Raw genomic sequence first — 21,145 nt, 5'->3', positions numbered from 1 at the left:
ATATAATTTTAAAAAAGAAAAGGCTCTACACCAAGGTTGATGTGACCACTCCGATGAAAAACATAGTATTCTAAGCTTTATATAAAAAATACCTATAAAAATGATGTGAATCCCAGAATATAGACTTTCCAAAAGGAAGGTCTTTTCTAATGGCTAAATATTCATTTGATTTGAAACTAAAAGCAGTTATAGACTATGAACAAGGATTAGGTAGCTATCAATTTATAGCTGATAAATACCATGTTAAGACGTCAGGTCGAATCAAGGACTGGGTACATATATACCGAGCTTTTGGAAGTACAGGTCTTCAGCGTAAACGGAAAAACACAGTTTATGATACACAATTTAAGCTCAATGCTGTAAACTTATACTTAACAAGTGAAAAATCTTATCGAGAAATAGGTGATCAATTAGGCATGACTAATAATGCCTTACTCGCGCGTTGGGTGCTTGATTACTGTGAGAAGGGTGAGTTTGCCTTTTCTAATTCTCGTGGGAGACCTAGAAAAGAGCCTGACATGTCAAAACAAAAGTCTTCAAAGAAACAGTCTGATTTGAGTGAAACTGAACAAAAACTCGCTCAGCTTCAAAATGAGAACCTCAAACTAAGAATTGAGAACGAGTATTTAAAAGGGCTGAGGAGGCTGCGAATGGAACGACAAGCGAGGGAAAATCCAGGCTTGTTCAGGCCCTCCAAGGAGAATTCAAGTTCCCACTCAAAGAAATCTTAAGTATGACAGGACTACCAAAAGCAACTTATTACTATTGGGTCAAACGTTTCAAACGTGCTAACAAAGATGACGCAATTGAGAAAAAAATGCTTGAAATACGTGCAGAACATCCCAATGCAGGTTACCGCCCCATGGTAGAACTCCTCAAACAAAAAGGCACATCGTATTTTTCAATCCATGAGTCGTAAAGGGAACTGTCATGATAATTCAGTTATGGAGAACTTTTTCGGACTCCTCAAGCAAGAAGTTTATTATGGTCGAGTCTTTCAATCGTTTGAAGCACTTGAACGAGCAATAATAGATTGGATTCATTATTACAACACAAAACGAGTTAAGAAGAAATTAAACTGGATGTCGTCAACCCAATATCGGATGGCATTATCAAACTAACAAAAAAATCAAGCAGTAAATACTTGATTTCAAAAGTTTATATTTTAGGGTGCACATCAAAAGCATTTAGGTTCTTTTACTTTAACTAATTCTACTACATTTACATAGGCAATCCATTTTTTCATAAATCTTCTTATTGATATTTTTGAAGATGATGTACCAGTAGAATCTTCAAAAATCACTATAAATAAAGCCCTGAGTCATTTTATAGTTGTGTCATACAAGGATAAGCAATTTCATCAAATACCTCTTTTAAATCATAAAAAGAGGTTCCCAAAGGCGTGTTTTTGATAAGCGGTCTTATTTCACAGATAGAGATTTTTTTGAGAAGTAATTATCCATAATCTAGCAACACAAGCAGCGCCACAATCTTCCTTTCCAATCTGTGGAATTGTCTTATACTTCATTTTGCTTCATCCTATAAAATATCTTTAAGTGGTTGTGCTCCAGGAAACCAATCATGAAGTTTTGTATGCGCATCAAATTTCTCATTATTTTCAATGGTTGCCTTCGGATACTTATCTTTAATAGCTCTTTCGTATGGCGCCATAAATTTTGAGAGGTAAATTGTTACATCTTCTCCATCCCTATTTCCCAACGCTTTATACAAATCATCTAAATATACAATCTGTAGATTCTGAGTCTCCTTATCAATATTATATGCACCTGTGAAACCATAGTTCCCTACATTCTTGACATAGTATTTTTGCATGCTAAACTCCTTATTATTTATAATGTGATGAAGCTCACTAAAGATACCATCTAAATATGACGGCTAGTTGCTTGTTCCCTAAAATAGCGAACTGGCCGCACATCCTGCAGTTAGTCCAGGTAATGTGTGCATAGAATCTACATGAGGAACTAACTCCTCCAATTTTATACGATGCTGTAGTCAACCAGCCTAATACAAATAAGCATTTTTATTTAAAGTATTAAAATAAAGCGCTTACAAGATATAGTTTATCACTCGTAAATGCCAACTACAATATTTTGTAAAGTAATTGGGATAATATACTGAATTTGGGATGTTTTTATAGTTTGTTGTCCACCTCAATTAAGTAAGGTAACCAAATTGTGAATATGCTTTTCAGAAACATAAGTTGTTCTCGAGCTCCCATAAAACTGAATGTTTCCCGTACCTATATCAATACTTTTTATTTTATTAATATTGACAATAAGAGATCTATCGATGCGTATCAGATTATGTCTTAATTTTGAAAAGTTTTTTAAGGGTTGTCGGATTAATCTTTCTTCATGTTCATATAACACGATACAATTTCGATATTCTCGACTAGACTCAATAAAAAGCACTTCATCTGGATTGAACCTTACGCCATATACCTCAACATAGCAAGATTTTGAAAAAAATACTAGATTAATTGTTCTTTGGATGACATCTCTAATAGAAGCTAAATTGTCTACCCCTACAGATAATAAGAACTGATCTCCATTTTCTATAATCAGCTCATTCAATTTGACATTATGAGACAGTATACCAATTACATTTCCCCTATTATGCGTCAATATTGTTTCAAATTCAAGGAAATCGGCTATACTTTCCGCCTGTAATAAAATAAAGTGTTGACACGGAAAATCTATTTGTAATTTAGCAATTTCAGCAACAGAATCATAAGATGTAAAACTTATAAACTCCCTCTCTTCATTTCTTAAAACTTTACAAATTTCATTCAAAATCTCATCATCAACAAGTGCTACGAACTTTTTCATAATATCTCCATCAAGTGTTGAACATTATATATAGATATTATAATACTTTGAACTTAAACACACAATTTTTTACAAAATGATATCTATAATTTCATTAAATCCCAAAAAACGAAACTTGAATAAAGCAACATTTCTGTTTATTTATATAGTATTTGAAAATATACATAATTATGAAATCAATACTAAAAAACTGTCGTATCAAAGCATAAAAAAATCAATTAGCTAAAAGATATTAATTAATAGGTAATTTTTAAAAGTAATAAAACTCTAGTAAAATTGATACTAAATTTTTTTCATTTCCTTTATAAGTCAGTTTCGAAAATACGACTTTTGTATGATTTTTTAACATTTCATTTATGGTTTAATAAGTATAGCTATTATTCATGAGGAGGGATATATGAAAAAATTTTTAAAAAAACATGGGTATCTACCCTATTTTTTAGTATCAATATTATTATTAGTAAATTATCTTTTATTCCATAATAGGATATATATCATTTTTTCCTCTTTTTGGTTATTTCTTGCTTTTGTTGATTTTGCAAAAAATAAACGTAATGATGATAAATAATAGGAATGCTGTCAATATTCTTAGTGATGATAAGAGTTATTGTCCCCAAAGCTAAACCACTTTAAAACAGGTTATTTATCTCAAATTTAATTAAAACAAGAAAAAATCCCTATACAGTGACTGTATAAGGATTTTTAATATGCCCCCTGCAGGGCTTGAACCTGCGACCCATGGATTAAGAGTCCACTGCTCTACCAACTGAGCTAAGGAGGCAATATGATCATGAGAGATGCTTTTCTCAACAATTTATTATAACCAAATGCGCTCAGAAATGCAAGAATAAAGTCAGGTTTACTAAATAGGGAAACATATTTAGCAACGATATCAGCTTAGTCGAACTCAATGTGCCTTCCCCAAGATATAGCCATCAGTAGGGTAACGATCGGCAAGGCATATAACCAAAATAGGGAAATTAAAGCCCCTGGTAGCAGAAAGATAAAGAAGATACGCAGTCTTTGCTTATTACGTAGGCGAAGTGTCTCGCTTTTGTTACATACTCTATAGATTAACTCGCTAAAACAAATCAGCACTAGCCAAGTGAGTAGATAAATTACCACATAGGAGATGCTGGCACTTGTCGATTCAGGATGCTCAGCGTGAGCTACTGTAACAAAAGGAAACAGACAGACAACTAGTAAAACCAAGTGATTGGCCCACAGGATTAACTCATCCACTTTAGTTTGCTTGAGAAAACTCATAATTTGATGATGCGCATTCCAAATCGAGGCTAGGGCTACAAACGTTGTGACATAGATTAACAATAATAACAACATATGATGTGAAAATAAGTTGCCATCTTCTGGCACTTTAAACTCTAAGACAGTTAGCGTCATGACAACAGCAAATATCCCATCGGTAAGTGCTTCTACTCTGCTTTTATTCATAGGGTAATTGTACCATAGATAGTACCGAACATTTATGAAAGGCAAGCATTTTTTTGTAAACAAAAAAAGCACTGATTGAATGCCGTATACGTACTAAGTAGAAACTCTAGGAGTGTTGGTATATCTACCTCTACAGGTTTTCTATTTTTCGAAATCCTGAATTTATTACGAGATTTATTACGACTAGTGTTTTTTTGTTAGAAATTTGCGATTGATTCAAAGCGTTCTACTGCCTTTATTTGATTGTCAGTTTCAAGGTGGCTGTATATATCCATAGTCATCTTTATACTAGCATGACCTAAACGTTCTTGTATCTCTTTATAAGGTACACCAGCATTAAGCAGTAGGCTAGCGTGTGAGTGCCTAAAACCATGAAAGCCAACTTGTGGTAAGTCACAGGCTTTAAACCATTTTAATAAGACTGGCCGTATGATTTGGTAGTCGAGTACCTTACCAGTTATACCAGGGAATACCAACTCATGCTTACCTTTACCTATACTAAGAAAGTGTTTAGCTTGAAATATCCTCCAGTGCTTTAAAACTGCTAATACTTTGCTATCGATCAACACTACCCTATTACTCTTATTAGTCTTAGGTGTTGGCTGTATGATGGCCCTATGGGTTGTCTTACTAACAGAAACTGCGCCATTATCAAGATCAATATCAGACCAAGACAATGAGACTGCTTCCCCAATACGTAGCCCTGAAGCGACAAGTAACCTACTGAGGGCCAACATCAATTCCGTTGTATATCTTTCTTTTGGCAATGATTCCGCATAACCAAAGAATACTTTTAGTTGATCCACAGTAAGGTGCTTTATCTTCTTCTCAGTGCTTTCAAGTCGTACTTTTGGTACAATGACATTAAGACAAGGATTGTCCTTTACCAGCCCAAGAGACAGCGCATGCTTAAATATACGCTCAACGATATTAAAGTATATTTTAAAGTCTTTACCTTTCCCCCTTGGCCTATGATAAGCCCCATTTAGAGGCTGACTAGCGTTTAAAGCCCACTGATTGACTATTTGCTGAAGTAGAATAGAGTTTACTTTGTCAATTCTATAAGCTCCTAAAGCTGGCAACACATAATTATTTAGCCTTGTTTGCATAATCTGCACTGTTCTAGGTTTTACACTTAGCTTATAACTTTCAAACCACATCATGGCCATCTCTTTAAAGTTATCTATGCTAACTTTTCTAACAGTATTACCTTGTTTTTCAAAATCATTGATCGCTTGGTTGGCTTTTATATTACACATCTTTTCAGATTTAGCAGTGACAACTTTTCTAGCTTGCTTACCCGTTAAACTATCAATACCAAGATATATATTAGTACGGTACACAATAGTGCCGTCTTTTTTTGTGACTTTCTTTATATTCATTTCTTTTGCTCCTGTTCTATTGCCAGGCAAGGTAATTGAGGTATGAGAAATGAATACGCGAACAGAAGTTAATCAGTCTATCTGTCAGAAGTATAGGTAAAATTATATCTAACTTAGTATTATTTAAGGTAACAAGGTAACAAAGTATTATAAAGCTATATATATCAATGGTCTAGAGTGTTACCGTTCTAAAAAAGTAGAGTAACGCAAGGGTAACACGGTAACAGTATATGCAACCCTCCTTTTTCTTTTTGGCTAATTAGTTGCGGTCAATCAAAAATGGTACAAACGATAACAAAGTTGGTAAATTCTGACTTAAAGATAAACTATTTTTTGCGACTTTCTTTTTTAGCTTGTTTTTCAAGTCTGTTGATAAGTTCTAAATAATCTTCCTCTACAGGATCTAGTGTTTTGGCTTTATATCTTTTCAATTCTAGTTTAGCTTTTTCTTGAGCTGATTTTGTAGTAACTTTACCAGCTCCCTCAAGAACATTACGACCGGTTGACTTTAAGATATTGTCAAGTTCAGTCAAATAATCAGTCATTCGCATTTCTTTTTCTTCAATAGCATTCAACTCAGCCAAATCAAAATAAGCAGAAACCAAATTATTCAATACCCTAAGTTCCTGTTCTGTTAAATAATTCTTAGCAATCATTGCTTCAGCTTGAGTAGGTTGTTTACCTTTAAAACTTGTGAGACCGGCAAATGGTTTGTCACTGTCTACCCGATAATAGATAACTTCTGAAGCTGTATGACCATGAGCCCCAAAATGTAGTTTATTTTGAACAATTTTAAAGAATAAAACACTAGCATCAGCTTTGGGATCGTAGTCAATAGCGGTAGCATACAAATCTAACACTTGTCGGTACATCACTTTTTCACTTGATCTGATATCACGTATTCTTGTGAGAAGTTCTTTCCAATAATTCCCACCACCTAAATTTTTAAGTCTGTCATCGTTCATAACAAACCCTTTTTTAAGGTACTCTTTAATAAGCTCAGTAGCCCAAATACGAAATTGAGTAGCTGTTTTTGATTTTACACGATAACCAACTGATAAAATGAGATCAAGATTATATGATGTAATTTCTCGTTTAACTGCGCGGTTACCCTCTTCTCGAACTTGTAAGAATTTCTTACTAGTTGCCTCCTCGTTAAGTTCTCCCTCTAAATAAATGTTCTTTATATGAGCGGTAATATTTTCTCGGGAAGTATTAAATAATTCTGAAATCTGTTTTTGATTAAGCCAAACCGTTTCATCTTCAAACATAGCTTCAATATGAATATTTTCAGTATCATCATTGTATATTATTAAATTACTATCCATGTCAACTTCCTTTCACGCGCTTATGCGCTTTTTTATTTTGTAAATATTATTAATTCAAGTAACTAAACAGTATAGGTACAAGCAAAACAGCTATTACACCTAAAATAGTCACTATTATAACTTTAGCCATTGCTTTTTTATTTTTAGTTGTCATAGGGTTTCTCCTTATTCTTCAGGACGTAATCACGCGCGTGATAGTACTACAAAATACTACATTCTAGTAAATTGACTTAGTAAGCCTTTATATTTTATTTGTGCTTCCAAATTTACTTCCTATAATAGTAAGCTTCAGGCGCATAATTCCCTTCACTTTGTGTACCAATAATACGTGGTCTTTTAATATCAGACCGATCGCCGTAAGGGTTTTTAAAACCTATTTTGAACAATGCAAATACAAAACCTCCAATTGCAGGAGCATCAGGACCGGCACCTATATGAGGAATTCTTGATTCACTACCTTTTGGTGCAATTTTAAAATTAGTTGATGCTTGTTGTCCTGATTGAGCTGAACTCACAGAGTGATCAGAGTTGATGGTAATTACATCACCGTGGCCATTTTCCCAACTACCCACTAAAGAACTAATATCGCCATTGCTGATAGCGGTGATATCTAAGTCTTTCTCACTAATATTTGACTGATACAACTCTACTGGTGTTACCATTTTTAATGCCAATGTTTCAGTAGTTTGTTTAGCGGTATTTGTTTGGAAATAAGTAGATAAAATAGAACTTATCTTATCTTTTTTTCGTTCGGATTGTCCTGTATTACCAATATAACTGAAAGAGATTGTCTCGTCATTTATGAGTACATCTAGCCTATGTAAGTTATTTGTCGCATCATACCATTGGATAAACCCATCATTAACGCCTTTATCTCCATTAGCTGTCATTGCAATCTTATCAGCATTTAAAAGACTAATTTGTAGGTTTATTGCCGTATAAGATTGTGCTAGTAAAGCAATTTGTTCGTTTAAAGTTAAATTTTGCCATGTTGTTAAGTCTTGCTGAGAAGTGTCCGAGGAACTAGATTGAGACGAACTGCTAGAACTGGCTACACTTTCAGTAGAACCAGTATTAAAACTTTCGGTATGATTGCTTTTAGGCGCTGGAAAGAGTAGTAAAGTCGATACAAATGTTATGATGATTAACAAAAAAGCACCAATAATAATGCCAATAATGACATAAGTTTTTTTAGGACTATTATTTTTCTCATCAGGTCCTTTTACTAAACCATTTAATACAGCTTTTTGATACTCCTTTTCATTTGGCTCTCTACCATTTACTTTTCTAAAAGATTTTTCCCATGCTTTTTTATTAATCATTTTTACTCCAGTTTAATTTCATGTTTAGTATTACTTTTTGTTACTATGTCACGCGCATGCTGCCTCTTAACAATTCTAAAGAATCTGCTATATGTTAAACGTGATAAAAACCCTATTAAGCACGTCTCAGAGGTTAGACATAATCACACTCTTAGTACTTTAAAGTCTAACTAGGTTGATTTTATGGGCTGTGAGTATATTACAACTGACTCGTGGTCGTTCTTAACGGCTACTTTAAAATCAATACTCATAAAACAGGTCATTCTGAACGACTTGTTTTAAGTTGATATTTTTCTAAGTGGATCAGACCCACTTAGAAAATCAATAATATCAACACTATCAATAAATCTTTTTCAATTTATATTTATCTCAAATTTAATCGTAACGCTCTGTTTCAATCGGAACGCTCCGTTTAGATTTAATTGGCTTTTTTGCTGATATGGCCGATCATATAAACCTGTTAAATACTTGTTCTTACTGGGTTATATCCCTCTAGACTATTGGTTCCTCAGTGTTTCTACAATACTATAAATTTGTGTTTTGTTTCGTAAATTACAGTATTGTAGCACTCGATAATCTGTGTTTGTTTTGTAAAAATTAGACAATATCAACCATACCGAATGCTAACAAATGCTAACATTTGAAACTATATAGTCCAACATGTTCATACCTATAACTTAAAATGCGAGTGTTAAGAAATGTTAAGGTTTGAAACCGTTATGGCTGGTAGTAATGATAACAAACCCAATAAAACCCACATACCTCATGTAACGTACCTAATATTTTGTAGTAGTCTGTGTGAGGTATGTTGTAGCTGTCTAGGAAGTTACATACGTTTAGTGTATCTTCCATAATTACATCAAAGTAGCTTATATAATCAACTGTATATCTTTTGGTAGTATTATAATGTAAATTTTCAAAATCCTAAGCTTACTATAATTAAAATACTAGACCTTCTGAAAATGATAAGTTCATTTCTCCAAAATCATCAATTTTGAAAAAATATTCGGGATTACCTGTAGCCATTAGAATTGGATTTTCTAGATAAGCGTCAATAGCTGTCTCTATTTCATATTTCGCTTGTCGTAGAAGAATTGTGCTTTTGGCCGTATCACTAGTCATATGTAAATAGGTGGTTTGATTATTTTTCCAAGTATCTTGATTATCAAAATCTAGATTACATTCATGCAGTCCTTCTTCGGTAGCTTTCCAAGTTAATTTTCCAGTATATTCAAGAGTTTCCACCTCTTTTCTATAACTAAATATTTTTAAAAAAAGAATTAATCTAGCTTCTAAAATATTAGAGTCAACATCTTCTATTATTGCACTCATGGAAAAATCTAATGGTGAATATTCAAAAAATTCTGTTGGGGTAATTCTTAAATATGTACAAATAGTATTTAAAGTATCGTTATCAATTCGTTTACTATCATTTTGAGATAATGCAGTAAGAGTTGTTCTAGAGATACCTGTATCGAAAGATAATCGCGATATTTTTATATTTTTTTGAGTGAGTATAACAGCTAATTTATTTAACAACATTGATAGTCTCCTTTTGTTCACTTAATTGTACAATACGCTATCCTTTTAGTCAAGTTGTTCATTTAGTTGTTTACAAGGTCCTTTTTTTATTGTACAATAACCTTGTTGAATGTTCAACTAGTCATACAAAAATAGAAAGAAAGGTTTATTTTGAACATGAATAATAATTTATCTAAAATAATGGGTGAGCGTCGATTAACGGCAGTCTCTATTGCAAAAGCTACAAAAATATCTCGTACAACAATTAGAGCTATTTATTACGAAGAGGCTGAAAATGTAAAATTAAGTACACTAACTAAGATTTGCGATTATTTAAATTGTTCTTTATCTGAACTGATTGAGTATAATCCGGAAAAACAAATTTATACAACTAATTAATTTAGGTAGAAAGAGGATAAATGAAAGACTTAGCATTTCTAACCAGTCCTGACATGAGTAAAGCAGAGGTAGCAACTAACCATGTTGTTATTGCTGAGTATGCAGGACTAGACAAAATTTCAGTACGTAAGCTGATCGATAATAATATCGCTGACCTTGAACAGCTAGGTAAGGTGTCATTTGAAATGACAGCCTTAGATGATAGTCGAGGTCAAAAAGTAAAGGTTTACCAGCTTAACCGGAATCAAGCAATGTTAGTCATTACTTGGTTAGATAATACAGAACCAGTTAAAGCTTTCAAGCTGGCACTAGTTAAGAGATTTGATGAACTTGAAAAGGACTTACAAGCCCGACAGATTGCTCGAGCAGTTGAAAAGCCACAGGGTAAAACATTGCACCAATCCATATCAGAATGGGCACATTTTCCAAGACACGGTAATAGGTGGCATACTATCATTAGAACATTACTAGCTAGTACAGTCACTGGTTTAACCGCAAAAGGGATTAAGGCGCGTGATGACAATTGGCGAAAAGAAAAAACGCTCCTTGATCTCCTCACATTGGAAGAAATGGAACGTTATAAGTCACTTGAAAATATTGCTATAGCTATGATTATGGCAGGGTCAGATTATAATCCTATCAAGCAGGCTATAAAGAATACGATTGCAACAAAAAAGCCGTAACTGTTCCCCAACAAAACGACTTTTAACTTAGTAGAGCAAGCCTTACAGGGCTTTGCTTTACTCTTATTTTAACAGAAATAGGAGAATTACACAAATGAACAATACAATAGACGTATTACTTCCCACTCACGGCATACAGGCTGGATCACAGGCGCAGTTTAACCCAGTTACTCATAAGTGGACCGTATGGACTAAACACGGCTTAGAACGCACGTTTAGCAACCTAACAAGTTATGTAATATTTATGACGAAGGGGTAATAGAGATGATTGATAATGTTATTGAAGATATTTTATCGTTAAGAGCCGACATTTCAGCCCTAAATACTCTCATTTTTGATGCTGTTACACACATTAGTAGCTTGAGAGAAACAGAACAGGTCTATGAATTGGAACGCTTGAAAAATGTATTTACCCCTACCTTTTACATGATTGATAAAAAATTACAAGAAATAGATAAACTAGCTACAGACTTCTTGGACCAAAATATGAATAAAGGGGTAGATGATGGACCAATTTGACCCATTAACCACGCTTACCAGTCGTTTACTTACTGAGAATATTATTCGGCGTGTGAATGAATATGAAGCCACACAAGCTAAGTTAAAGGCTAGCACGCGCGTGCTACCTTATATATCTAAACAGCAAGTCATGGACGAGTTGGACATTTCAGATAGTACTTTATCGAATTTTGAAAAACATGGCTTAAAGCGGTACAAGCCTAGGTATAAGACATCATTAATCTATTACTTGATTGATGATATATGCCAATTTGTTGTACTGGATAACTAGATAGGAGCTAAATGGATAAGTTTAGAAAAGCTAAGATAGACCAAAAAGCAGAGAATGAACGGGCAGAGGTATTTGCTGACGTTATGGACATGATAGCCAGAGAACGATCTGTAAAGCATTGTATGGGTAACAAAAAGTTAATATACACTAAAAGCTTATGGCATGCTCAGAAATTGGTTGAAACTCAACTTGACCAAGAATATAGTGATCTAATGACTAATACTCCTATAGAGGAAATCACTATCTTTAGAAATGGTGCGCTTATCCTTTACACCTACTGGGGCAATGCTAAAAAACTAGATCCAAAACTAATCAAGTTGCTATCATATCCCGAAAGATTTGAAACATTCAATGATTACATAAAAGAACTGGTTTGTTTAGCAGAACTAGAGCGAGTGATTAAGATACTAGGAGAACATGAGTATCAATAAGTAAAAACAGTTAAAATTTATAAATAAAATTTGCCAGGCAAGGTAATTGAGGTATGAGAAATGAAACTTAAAGATTTACAGATATTAGATCAAAACATTGTAAAAATACTCTCTAATCATAAGGGGATAGATAGGGCCATACATGGTAAAGTCTTGGCCAAGTCTCTTAATATTGACTTACGGACATTACAGAGTAGGATAGAATACCTACAAAAGAAACGGTGTGCCATTGGCTCACTTGATAATCTAGGGTATTTTATCCCCTTAGACGAGGAAGAACGCAGAGCAGGTATAATCAAAAAGCAACGATCTGGTATTACCATTAATAATGCAGTGAATGGGTATACCTTGGCTGAACTTGACTGGATAGACCAGCTAATTAAGGAGTGAGCCGATGACACCAAAAGAACAAGCCTTATTTTGTATTGATCGTAATATCCATGTTGTAGCAGGCTACCCTCCTGGTAAAAGTGAGCGGGCTATTATTAAAGGAACAGCAAGCGGAACACTTGATCATGGATTAATAGAACAATGGTTTAACTCAATACCCAACCGTAATATTATGATTAACCTTAAAAATAGTGGGCTGATTTGTATTGACCTGGACCAACACCAAAATGGACAGAACGGTGTCAAGGCTTTTGACAGGATATGGAGCGATCATGCAGAAGCTGAAGCATTAAACACCTATGTTGAAAAAACACCAACAGGCGCAGGCGTTCATATATTTTTTAAAGTCCCTATAGAAACTTTTGATAAACCAATTGTAAATGAGCTGGTAGATGGTGTAGAGATTAAAACACACTTTGTACCCATCTATCCAAGTAGACGGACCGATGGCGATTACATGCCTTTCACTGATAAAGTTAGCAATCAAATGTTAACACTTGATGATGTTCGAGATTGTCCAGAGTGGTTGCTTAATCTGTTAAACCAGGCACCGACATCACGCGTATCCTATCCATCATCTTTCTCAAGATCTGGCGGAGTTAGTCGCACTTATGGTGCTGAGATATGGGAGCTGTTCAATCAAGGGGCAAATGAGGGCAATAGAAATATTGACACTAATAAAGTATTACACTATTGGCGCAAGATTGGTATAGAGCCAAATACATGTATGGACTTATTACAGATTTTCAATAATCGAACAAGTCCGCCATTAGATGATAGTGAACTCTCTACAATATGGAAAAGTGTATTTAAGATGAACTAGAAAGGACAACATGACATCAGAAGATTTAAGAGAGTTGGTAGCACAGACACCACAAGAACCAATGAGGGCAAAGAAACCCAAGCTAGATGATTTTACCGATTACTTGGAAGATGGGGCAAAGACTGTTCATACAGACGAATTTAAACAAGCCCTGGCCGATTGGGCTGACCAAGAAAAGGAATTGATAACAGATCCCGATTATATAAAAGAGCAGACACAGACTTTAAACGGTGTACGTGCTTTATTTTTGGAGTATCGAGATGTTTATATGAGTGGTGCAAGGGAGGACGGATCAAAACCTAAGAATTTACCGCCACTTGAAACGGCTAAGATAGTTTATAGTGTGCTAAAAGTAATCAAACTAGACAATCAAAACGGATTACTAGGTATCTATAATCCTGAGCATGGCATATATGAAACTAATGAACCTTTTTTTCATCGGTTGATTTATTGGCTAGAACCTACTTATAATTTAGCAAGATCAAAAGAAGTCTTATTTAAGTTGGAAACATTATCTAGTGTTAAGCAACAGACAACTGAGCCTCACTTAATAACAGTTAAAAACGGTATCTTTAACAAGAAAACTCAGAAATTAGAGCCGTTTAACTCTAAATATATCTTTACATCAACTATTGCGACTAAATACAATGTACAAGCTAAGGTACCTAATATTAAGGGGTGGGACGTTGACAGTTGGCTATTGGATCTAATGAGTGGAGATAAGGAACTCGTACAATTACTATGGCAAATCATATCAGCAAGTACCAATGGTAATTACTCTTACCGTAAAGGCGCGTGGTTAGTTGGTAAAGGTAATGACGGTAAAGGAACATTTCAAAGCCTGATCATGAACTTAATTGGCCGTGAGAATGTGGCTAGTGTCAAAGTAGAACAATTTTCGGAAAGGTTTGCGTTATCTCAAGTAGTGGGTAAGACTTGTATTATTGGAGATGATAGCCAAGTCAGCTACCTAGATAATGCTGGCAATTACTTTAGTGTTGTGACAGGCGACCCAGTACCAGTTGAAGCTAAAGGTAAACAACCTACACTGGCCGTGTTCAACAAATTGGTTATACAGTCTACCAACTTTCTACCTAAGTTTAGGAACAAGTCAAATGGTACTTATAGACGGTTGCTTATCGTTCCTTTTGAGAAGTCATTTACAGCAGATAATGACAATTGGAAGATAAAAGATGATTATATCAAGCGCCCTGAGATATTAGAGTATGTGTTAAAAGTAGCATTATCCTTAAACTTTGATCGTTTCATTGAACCCAAGGCAACTAAGGCACTACTAGATGATTTTAAAATCACTAATGATACCATATTAGCCTTTGTTACTGAACCTTTTTCAGAATTAGTTAGCGACTTCCTCCCATCATCTTTTATTAGTGCCTACTATCGTGCTTGGTGTGAATTTGAGGGCGTAAAGCCATTTACTAAGCGAGAATTTGAACATAGACTACCTGATCATATAAAAGAAGAGTGGGAGAAATCTACCCAAAGACCAAATACTGCAGGCTTTAATAGAGCATTGGATCTGCATAGGGCCGAGGAGATAGAAAAGTTTTGGCATTACTTTTATTGGAATGATGACAAGCACAAAACCACAACAAAAGGGTATTTACGTAGAAAAACATAGGCTTGTTACTGTTACCGTTACCACTTGTTACTGTAGTCAGTAACGTCCTAAATACTATGGTTGTCACGTTTACATGACTTGTTACTCTGTTACCGCAAAAGTACTATACCGCTACGCATTTATCAGAGAAATAGAAATCAGACTATAAGAGCATATTAACATCCATAGTAGTAAAAAGATACCTGGTCAATTGACTAGGTATTTAATCTATAATTTGTTGGAAGATGTTGGAATTTGAAAAGGTACGATAAGTGACAAAAGTTACACCCTAAAAGGGACGATATTGCTATTTCTACCGTCCTTAAAAAGGGTACGAAAACCTGACAAAACTTAACTTTATTTTTATATATAGGAATGGCATAACAGTACTGCAAAATACTACATCATTACTATATAAGAATGGTACGATAACTTGATAAAACTTGTCATAATTAAGAGGGAGTATATGAGTAAAGCAAAGATCACTGATAAAGAGTATAGGCGTTTTGAGGAGATATTTTATAGAGTATGGCATTATCACACGTTCGGTCATGATAAACACGTCAAGCTAACGAGCCAAGACTTAAAGCGCGTGACTAATACATTAGAAGAACTCAAACAGACACGACACCGTGAGCATAATATTATTGTCCGCCATTATATCCACAAAGTCTATTACACAACGATAGCAAGAGAACAGGGAGTATCTGAGGGCTATATCAGAAAGCTGGCCAAGAATGGTGCTTATTATTTCCTACAGATATATGATAAGCAATAGGGGTATACTAACCCCACGCGCACTAGACAGCGACATTCAGCAGTCACTGCACATATTTTCTCATGATGAGATATAAAAAACCGTGCATCACAGATACACAGTCCCTTGCCTGACAAAAATTTATTACGAGTTTAAAATTTGTAGTTCTTGCTAAAGCCCGTTGTTAAGGCTTTTTTGATATAAATTTATTACGAGATTTATTACGAGTTGCTTCATATCTGATGGGGTCTGGTGGGGTTCGTTTTTTTGTAAATCGCTTAATACCGCGTTTCATGGGGTCTGGTGGGACCTGGTGGGTACACAAAAAGCACTGATTGAATGCCGTTACTCACTCTTGTATTGAACCCGCTGTAAATGTTAAACAGGTGGGCGTCTCGCTCTTACTTAGCAGCTTCCATCTAAAATGGCTTGCACGCGGTAAGATGTCTCAAAGACTCCCTAGGTAATACGATTTAGTCGGTCAAAAATGTGAGTAAGTTCGCACATTCCAGTGCTTCTTTATAAATACATCATATCATGATTCCCCATTTTTTGCAACGATAAGACCAGAAAACGCTTTCTTTTTTTTAAAAAGTTCTTTATCTCAATATCTCAACAAGCTCTTTTCTGGCCGCTAGATTAGCTGGTATGATAGAAAAAACTAGCCCAATTAAGATCGTTATGACCAAGGTCAAGCTAATGGTAAACAGATCAGGTGAGACCTTAAAAGGTAATATCAAGGAGATGACAGGTGACATAAGATAACCTAGTATGTAGTAAACCACACCTCACAAGTATTCCATCTGCTGATGTCTAGTGTAACATAATAAAATCAGATTTATTTAATGTAAAAAAAAACAGAAATCCAAGATTCAGATTTCTGTTTTCTATTTTATCAAGTTGTCCGAACGACTTGCTTAGTGGTTCAAAATCGCTAAGGTATCAGAAAGGTCATCTACATTAACCTCTAGCATATCCCCTGTAGCACGGATTTTAACTTCGACGATGCGATCAGCCGCTTTTTTACCGACTGTCACACGAACTGGTAGCCCGATCAAGTCACTATCAGCAAATTTAACGCCTACACGTTCTGCACGGTCGTCTTCTAAAACTTGCATGCCTTGTTTAGTCAGTGTCTCAACAATTTCAGCTGACAAGGCAACTGCTGTTTCATCTTTGACATTAACAGGAATCACATGCACATCAAATGGTGCTAGTTCTTTAGGAAAATTCATCGACCAAGCAAATTTGTAATCACCCTTAAATGTTTTCTCAACATTAATTCGTGCAAACTGCTCTAAGATTGCCGATAACATGCGGCTGACGCCGATGCCGTATGACCCCATGATGATTGGCTTAGCCTTACCATTTTCATCAAGCACGTTAGCCCCCATACTCTCAGAATAGCGTGTGCCTAACTTAAAGATATGACCAATTTCGATACCACGCGCAAATTTCAACTTACCTTGACCATCAGGAGCAGGTTCGCCTTCTTTTGCTGTACGTAGATCGACAAACTCGCTCACCTTGAAATCACGATCAAGATTTGCATTTTGATAGTGGTAACCATCTTCATTAGCGCCTACAGTCGCATTCACAACTGTTTCAACGACGCGATCGGCGATTACTTTTACTGATTCTGGTAAGCCAACTGGACCTAATGAGCCAAATGTTGCACCAAAAAGTTTGATTGTGGCTTCTTCTGAAGCAGGTTCAAGGAAGTCTGCACCCAAGTGATTGGTCAACTTGACTTCATTTAGCTCATCATCTCCACGAAGTAACACAACGACGAGTTCATCATCAGCTTGATAAACTAATGTTTTCAAAGTCTCTTCAGCTGGTAGGTCAAGGAAAGCAGACACTTCCTCGATTGTTTTAGCATCAGGTGTCGCAACCTTAGCTAACTCAATATGCTCTGTATAAACTGTTGGTTTAACAAATTCGGTTGATGCCATCTCTAAGTTTGCTGCATAGTCTGACCCGTCGGAGTAGGCGATTGTATCCTCACCTGCAACCAACCATTTTGTCAGTTCTGCCTTAATATCTTTGATAACACCATCTGGAATTTCAGAGATATCAGCAATTGATTTATCTAAAATCAACCATTTGTCTAAATCTGTACGGTCTGGTGTGATTGCCATAAATTCTTGGGAATCTTTACCACCCATTGCCCCACCATCACCGATGATCCCCTTAAAATCGAGACCAGCGCGCGTGAAGATAGCACCATAGGCTGCTTTATAATCGTTGTAAGTCTCATCCAATGAATCATAGTTAGCATGGAAGCTATAGCCATCTTTCATGATGAATTCACGACCACGAAGCAAACCATAACGTGGGCGTTTTTCATCACGATACTTGGGTTGGATTTGGTAGATATTTAATGGTAATTTTTTGTAAGACGTAATTTCATTTCTGACAAGAGCTGTCATCGTCTCCTCGTGCGTTGGCCCAAGGATAAAATCTGATGAATCGCGATTTTTAAGTTTGTAAAGGTCAGCACCGTAGGTTTCATAACGGCCACTTTCTTTCCACAAATCAGCTGTCAAAAGTGCTGGAGCTAATAACTCTACTGCACCGATGCCATCAAATTCTTGGCGCATGATGGTCTTGAATTTTTCGAGTACACGGTTAGCAAGTGGTAAGTAGGCATAAATCCCAGCTGATACTTGACGGACATACCCTGCACGAACTAAGAGTGCATGACTGATGACCTGTGCATCAGAAGGCATCTCGCGTAAGGTAGGGATGAGCATTTTAGATTGTTTCATGTGAGTGATAGTTGGATAACCCTATCAAGCCCTGTGCTTGGAGATTATCCTTTCCTTTCATATAGTGGTTTCATTATATCAAAAAAAGTGCGGAAAATCAGCACTTTTGGTGAGATAGACAGTAAGTTAGCCCTGATATGACTGAATTTACGCATGAGTTTGATTGCGATATTACCTAAATAAGCGCAAAATATCATTCCAAGTAACAGCGATCATCAGTAAGACCATGAAGCCAACACCGACAAGGGTAATGATCGTCTCATGCTCTTGTTTCATTGGTTTACGACGGATTGCTTCGATGATATTCATAACAATTTTGCCACCATCAAGCGCAGGAATTGGCATCAGGTTAAAAATCCCTAGATTGATAGATAGGAGTGCCATAAAGCCAATAACTGTTGTTAGACCTTCACGCGCCGCTTGACCAGTCATCTGATACATGGCAACAGGACCACCCAGTTTATTGAGACTTGGATGCAGGATTAAGTTTTTCAAGGCATTAATGATTGTAAAGGCATAAGTAGCAGCTTTTTGAACACCACCACTCACCTTATCAAAGAACCCTGTCTTAAGATTAGGCGAAATACCGATAATATAGGCTTTATCTTGTTTTTTAGGCGTAATGACTAAACTATCTTTAAGCGTCTTGACTTTAATCGCCTTACCATCTGATTTGATGATTTGATCAGATAGACTTTGCCAATCAGATACCTCAGTACCATTGATAGCTTTAACCGTATCGCCAGTACGCAATCCTGCTTGATAGGCAGGCAGATTTTTATCATTCACCGTAATTTTGTTACTAGATAGATCCTGAACACTACCTTGCATGAAGGCTACTAAAATACAGGCCACGATCCCCAAAATAAAATTATTAAGCGGTCCAGCAAAGTTGGTCATCATTCGACCAGGTAGACTAGCACTTTGGTATTGGACATCTATCGGTGCGATGCGAAGCTCAGTCCCATCCTCTTCGACAACTGTTGCATCATGGTCAACTGAGTATGTCTTGACTTGACCATTAACTTCACCTGTAATCGTTAAGGCATGCTCAAAATCATAGGCAGTCACTAACATAGGAAGAGACTGTTCAAATTGAACTTTATCACTCAGATTAATGCGTGTCACGAACATACTGTCAGAATCAAGTGTTAAGCTGACAGGCGCACCCGTTTTAATCTCAGTTGTATCCTCACCCCAGCCAGCCATACGTACATAGCCACCTAATGGTAAGATACGGATCGTATAGACGGTGCCATCTTTGGCTTGGTGTGCATAGATTTTTGGTCCCATCCCAATAGAGAACTCGCGAACTAGGATACCCGATTTTTTGGCGAAGTATAAGTGACCGTACTCATGTACACAGACGATGATACCAAATATGATGATAAATGTAATAATACTTTGAATCATATCATTTCTCCCTTTCTTCGGCTAATTCAGCAATCCAATGGCTGAGCATTTGACGCGTTTGTCGATCTGATGCTAGTATTTGATGTAAGGTTTGACCATCAAACTCCATATGTTCAAATACAGCACGTGTCACCAGTTGTTCGATGGCTAGAAAAGTGATTTTTCCTTCTTGAAAGGCAAGATTGGCAACTTCATTTGCCGCATTATAGACAGCTGGATACCCACCACCAAGTTTACCAACCCGGTAGGCCAAATCTAGCATGGGGAACCGCACTAAATCCATTTTTTCAAAATGCAAGCGACCGATTTCGGTCAGATCAAACGTTTTTTCATTATGTATGGGAATATGTCTCGGATAAGATAAGGCATACTGGATAGGTTCACGCATATCTGATGGTCCTAATTGGGCCAACACAGCACCATCATTCAGGGTAATCATAGAATGGACGACAGATTCACGATGTAAGACAACATGAATATCCTCATAAGCGAGACCAAACAAGTGATGCGCTTCGATGACTTCCAAGCCTTTATTGACCATCGTAGCAGAGTCCAAGGTAATTTTTGCACCCATAGTCCAGTTAGGATGTGTTAAGGCATCCGCTAGAGTTACATCGACCAACTCAGCTCTTGTTTTATCTCTAAAGGACCCACCTGATGCTGTAATCGTTAGACTACGAACATCACGCGCTTGAACCCCTTGTAAGACTTGGAAGATAGCAGCATGCTCACTATCAACTGGTAAAATTTGACTACCTGTTCTAGCTGCTTCAAGCATGATTGTATCCCCAGCAACGACTAACGTTTCTTTGTTTGCCAGAGCGATATCACGACCAAGTTTGATTGCCTCAAGTGTTGGTATAACGCCAATAGACCCAACGATGGCATTCAGTAATACATCGTAGTCTGCTGTTTGTGCAAGTTGACTTAAGCCAGCATCACCTGAGTAACAGAGCAATTCCGGAAATTCCGCTTTAAATTGATCGATGATATTTGATTGTGACGACACAACTACCTTCGGAGAAAATTGCTGGATAATCTCACGTGCCTTGTCTATATTGTTACCAAAAGCAAAGCCGACAAGTTCAAATAAGTCTGGATGTGCTGCGATAACATCTAAAGCTTGAACGCCAACACTTCCCGTCGCGCCTAATAGTATCACTTTTTTCTTGTTCATTACCTTACTCTTCTCCATCCAAATAGTACACAGTTA

The 21,145-nt window shown here is 36.2% G+C and carries 21 protein-coding genes, 1 tRNA gene, 1 other RNA gene and 1 pseudogene; 12 read left to right on the top strand and 12 right to left on the bottom strand.

Annotation, left to right across the window (positions count from 1 at the left end; all coding sequences use genetic code 11):
- Positions 1-149: 149 nt before the first annotated feature.
- Together RU86_RS12370 and RU86_RS12505 are read left to right on the top strand one after the other, a co-directional pair.
- Entirely contained in the window at positions 150-731 is a 582-nt protein-coding gene (locus RU86_RS12370) for a transposase (RefSeq protein ID WP_245810508.1), read from the top strand.
- Positions 641-1,121, top strand: a pseudogene (locus tag RU86_RS12505) (transposase); the annotation flags it as partial. The gene RU86_RS12370 and the pseudogene RU86_RS12505, both read left to right, overlap by 91 nt.
- 418 nt (positions 1,122-1,539) lie before the next feature.
- On the opposite strand, the gene RU86_RS08535 reads toward RU86_RS12505, so the two are convergent.
- Both RU86_RS08535 and RU86_RS08530 read right to left on the bottom strand, forming a co-directional pair.
- Complete coding sequence (locus tag RU86_RS08535; protein WP_096814931.1) at positions 1,540-1,833, bottom strand: hypothetical protein; 294 nt, start codon at positions 1,831-1,833, stop codon at positions 1,540-1,542.
- 338 nt (positions 1,834-2,171) lie between these two features.
- Positions 2,172-2,849 carry a LytTR family DNA-binding domain-containing protein gene (locus RU86_RS08530; protein ID WP_096814930.1) on the bottom strand — a complete coding sequence of 226 codons (678 nt, stop codon included), beginning with the start codon at positions 2,847-2,849 and terminating at the stop codon, positions 2,172-2,174.
- A 397-nt stretch (positions 2,850-3,246) separates the two neighbouring features.
- Between RU86_RS08530 and RU86_RS12115 the strand changes: the two genes are divergently transcribed.
- Entirely contained in the window at positions 3,247-3,417 is a 171-nt protein-coding gene (locus tag RU86_RS12115; RefSeq protein WP_179296254.1) for a hypothetical protein, read from the top strand.
- Between the two features lie 140 nt (positions 3,418-3,557).
- Here the strand turns inward: RU86_RS12115 and RU86_RS08525 are convergent.
- The 6 genes from RU86_RS08525 to RU86_RS08500 all read right to left on the bottom strand — a co-directional run bounded on the left by RU86_RS08525 (position 3,558) and on the right by RU86_RS08500 (position 9,875).
- Positions 3,558-3,630: transfer RNA gene (locus RU86_RS08525), tRNA-Lys, on the bottom strand.
- Positions 3,631-3,746: 116 nt separating this feature from the next.
- Positions 3,747-4,301 carry a TMEM175 family protein gene (locus RU86_RS08520; RefSeq protein ID WP_096814929.1) on the bottom strand — a complete coding sequence of 185 codons (555 nt, stop codon included), beginning with the start codon at positions 4,299-4,301 and terminating at the stop codon, positions 3,747-3,749.
- 197 nt (positions 4,302-4,498) lie between these two features.
- On the bottom strand, positions 4,499-5,683 hold the full coding sequence (locus RU86_RS08515) for a tyrosine-type recombinase/integrase (RefSeq protein WP_096814928.1): 1,185 nt from the start codon (positions 5,681-5,683) through the stop codon (positions 4,499-4,501).
- A 326-nt stretch (positions 5,684-6,009) separates the two neighbouring features.
- A complete protein-coding gene (locus RU86_RS08510) occupies positions 6,010-7,011 on the bottom strand; it encodes a virulence RhuM family protein (RefSeq protein WP_096814927.1) in 1,002 nt (333 codons plus the stop codon).
- 266 nt (positions 7,012-7,277) lie between these two features.
- Positions 7,278-8,333 carry a DUF6287 domain-containing protein gene (locus RU86_RS08505; RefSeq protein ID WP_096814926.1) on the bottom strand — a complete coding sequence of 352 codons (1,056 nt, stop codon included), beginning with the start codon at positions 8,331-8,333 and terminating at the stop codon, positions 7,278-7,280.
- 939 nt (positions 8,334-9,272) lie between these two features.
- Entirely contained in the window at positions 9,273-9,875 is a 603-nt protein-coding gene (locus tag RU86_RS08500; RefSeq protein WP_096814925.1) for a helix-turn-helix domain-containing protein, read from the bottom strand.
- A 156-nt stretch (positions 9,876-10,031) separates the two neighbouring features.
- Here RU86_RS08500 and RU86_RS08495 point away from each other — a divergent pair, with 156 nt between their 5' ends.
- From RU86_RS08495 to RU86_RS08455, 9 genes are all read left to right on the top strand, one after another.
- On the top strand, positions 10,032-10,253 hold the full coding sequence (locus RU86_RS08495) for a helix-turn-helix domain-containing protein (protein WP_096814924.1): 222 nt from the start codon (positions 10,032-10,034) through the stop codon (positions 10,251-10,253).
- Between the two features lie 20 nt (positions 10,254-10,273).
- A complete protein-coding gene (locus RU86_RS08490) occupies positions 10,274-10,936 on the top strand; it encodes a Rha family transcriptional regulator (RefSeq protein ID WP_096814923.1) in 663 nt (220 codons plus the stop codon).
- A 264-nt stretch (positions 10,937-11,200) separates the two neighbouring features.
- Complete coding sequence (locus RU86_RS08485; RefSeq protein ID WP_096814922.1) at positions 11,201-11,455, top strand: hypothetical protein; 255 nt, start codon at positions 11,201-11,203, stop codon at positions 11,453-11,455.
- Positions 11,442-11,726 carry a hypothetical protein gene (locus tag RU86_RS08480; protein WP_425435919.1) on the top strand — a complete coding sequence of 95 codons (285 nt, stop codon included), beginning with the start codon at positions 11,442-11,444 and terminating at the stop codon, positions 11,724-11,726. Before RU86_RS08485 ends, RU86_RS08480 begins: the two co-directional genes overlap by 14 nt.
- Before the next feature lie 11 nt (positions 11,727-11,737).
- Positions 11,738-12,157 carry a hypothetical protein gene (locus tag RU86_RS08475; protein ID WP_096814920.1) on the top strand — a complete coding sequence of 140 codons (420 nt, stop codon included), beginning with the start codon at positions 11,738-11,740 and terminating at the stop codon, positions 12,155-12,157.
- Positions 12,158-12,217: 60 nt separating this feature from the next.
- The gene (locus RU86_RS08470) at positions 12,218-12,547 is read left to right on the top strand and encodes a hypothetical protein (RefSeq protein ID WP_096814919.1); all 330 of its coding nucleotides are present in this window, start codon (positions 12,218-12,220) and stop codon (positions 12,545-12,547) included.
- Between the two features lie 4 nt (positions 12,548-12,551).
- Positions 12,552-13,370, top strand: coding sequence for a bifunctional DNA primase/polymerase (locus tag RU86_RS08465; protein WP_096814918.1), 819 nt, complete (start codon positions 12,552-12,554; stop codon positions 13,368-13,370).
- A 10-nt stretch (positions 13,371-13,380) separates the two neighbouring features.
- On the top strand, positions 13,381-15,012 hold the full coding sequence (locus RU86_RS08460; RefSeq protein WP_096814917.1) for a DNA primase family protein: 1,632 nt from the start codon (positions 13,381-13,383) through the stop codon (positions 15,010-15,012).
- 445 nt (positions 15,013-15,457) lie between these two features.
- Positions 15,458-15,769 (top strand): antiterminator Q family protein, encoded by a 312-nt coding sequence (locus tag RU86_RS08455; RefSeq protein WP_096814916.1) that lies wholly within the window; start codon positions 15,458-15,460, stop codon positions 15,767-15,769.
- A gap of 303 nt (positions 15,770-16,072) precedes the next feature.
- Here RU86_RS08455 and ssrS read toward each other — a convergent pair.
- From ssrS to dxr, 4 genes are all read right to left on the bottom strand, one after another.
- A non-coding RNA gene (gene ssrS / locus RU86_RS08450) (6S RNA) lies at positions 16,073-16,266 on the bottom strand.
- A 399-nt stretch (positions 16,267-16,665) separates the two neighbouring features.
- Complete coding sequence (locus tag RU86_RS08445; protein ID WP_096814915.1) at positions 16,666-18,519, bottom strand: proline--tRNA ligase; 1,854 nt, start codon at positions 18,517-18,519, stop codon at positions 16,666-16,668.
- Between the two features lie 171 nt (positions 18,520-18,690).
- The gene (rseP, locus tag RU86_RS08440; protein WP_096814914.1) at positions 18,691-19,932 is read right to left on the bottom strand and encodes an RIP metalloprotease RseP; all 1,242 of its coding nucleotides are present in this window, start codon (positions 19,930-19,932) and stop codon (positions 18,691-18,693) included.
- A 1-nt stretch (position 19,933) separates the two neighbouring features.
- Positions 19,934-21,109, bottom strand: coding sequence for a 1-deoxy-D-xylulose-5-phosphate reductoisomerase (gene dxr, locus RU86_RS08435; RefSeq protein ID WP_096814913.1), 1,176 nt, complete (start codon positions 21,107-21,109; stop codon positions 19,934-19,936).
- Positions 21,110-21,145 lie beyond the last annotated feature (36 nt).

This window comes from Pseudolactococcus piscium (genome assembly GCF_002441695.1).
GTDB classification, from domain to species: Bacteria; Bacillota; Bacilli; order Lactobacillales; family Streptococcaceae; genus Pseudolactococcus; species Pseudolactococcus piscium.
This window is presented reverse-complemented; position numbering and strand designations above follow the sequence as displayed.

Excerpts from the sequence above, each read along its gene's own strand:
- RU86_RS08465 (WP_096814918.1), top strand. The coding sequence starts at position 12,552 with ATGACACCAAAAGAACAAGCCTTATTTTGTATTGATCGTAATATCCAT.
- RU86_RS08475 (WP_096814920.1), top strand. The coding sequence starts at position 11,738 with ATGGATAAGTTTAGAAAAGCTAAGATAGACCAAAAAGCAGAGAATGAA.
- RU86_RS08495 (WP_096814924.1), top strand. The coding sequence starts at position 10,032 with ATGAATAATAATTTATCTAAAATAATGGGTGAGCGTCGATTAACGGCA.
- RU86_RS08530 (WP_096814930.1), bottom strand. The coding sequence starts at position 2,849 with ATGAAAAAGTTCGTAGCACTTGTTGATGATGAGATTTTGAATGAAATT.
- dxr (WP_096814913.1), bottom strand. The coding sequence starts at position 21,109 with ATGAACAAGAAAAAAGTGATACTATTAGGCGCGACGGGAAGTGTTGGC.
- RU86_RS08515 (WP_096814928.1), bottom strand. The coding sequence starts at position 5,683 with ATGAATATAAAGAAAGTCACAAAAAAAGACGGCACTATTGTGTACCGT.
- rseP (WP_096814914.1), bottom strand. The coding sequence starts at position 19,932 with ATGATTCAAAGTATTATTACATTTATCATCATATTTGGTATCATCGTC.
- RU86_RS12370 (WP_245810508.1), top strand. The coding sequence starts at position 150 with ATGGCTAAATATTCATTTGATTTGAAACTAAAAGCAGTTATAGACTAT.
- RU86_RS08535 (WP_096814931.1), bottom strand. The coding sequence starts at position 1,833 with ATGCAAAAATACTATGTCAAGAATGTAGGGAACTATGGTTTCACAGGT.
- RU86_RS08455 (WP_096814916.1), top strand. The coding sequence starts at position 15,458 with ATGAGTAAAGCAAAGATCACTGATAAAGAGTATAGGCGTTTTGAGGAG.
- RU86_RS08520 (WP_096814929.1), bottom strand. The coding sequence starts at position 4,301 with ATGAATAAAAGCAGAGTAGAAGCACTTACCGATGGGATATTTGCTGTT.
- RU86_RS08490 (WP_096814923.1), top strand. The coding sequence starts at position 10,274 with ATGAAAGACTTAGCATTTCTAACCAGTCCTGACATGAGTAAAGCAGAG.
- RU86_RS08470 (WP_096814919.1), top strand. The coding sequence starts at position 12,218 with ATGAAACTTAAAGATTTACAGATATTAGATCAAAACATTGTAAAAATA.
- RU86_RS08480 (WP_425435919.1), top strand. The coding sequence starts at position 11,442 with ATGGACCAATTTGACCCATTAACCACGCTTACCAGTCGTTTACTTACT.
- RU86_RS08500 (WP_096814925.1), bottom strand. The coding sequence starts at position 9,875 with ATGTTGTTAAATAAATTAGCTGTTATACTCACTCAAAAAAATATAAAA.
- RU86_RS12115 (WP_179296254.1), top strand. The coding sequence starts at position 3,247 with ATGAAAAAATTTTTAAAAAAACATGGGTATCTACCCTATTTTTTAGTA.
- RU86_RS08460 (WP_096814917.1), top strand. The coding sequence starts at position 13,381 with ATGACATCAGAAGATTTAAGAGAGTTGGTAGCACAGACACCACAAGAA.
- RU86_RS08485 (WP_096814922.1), top strand. The coding sequence starts at position 11,201 with ATGATTGATAATGTTATTGAAGATATTTTATCGTTAAGAGCCGACATT.
- RU86_RS08505 (WP_096814926.1), bottom strand. The coding sequence starts at position 8,333 with ATGATTAATAAAAAAGCATGGGAAAAATCTTTTAGAAAAGTAAATGGT.
- RU86_RS08510 (WP_096814927.1), bottom strand. The coding sequence starts at position 7,011 with ATGGATAGTAATTTAATAATATACAATGATGATACTGAAAATATTCAT.
- RU86_RS08445 (WP_096814915.1), bottom strand. The coding sequence starts at position 18,519 with ATGAAACAATCTAAAATGCTCATCCCTACCTTACGCGAGATGCCTTCT.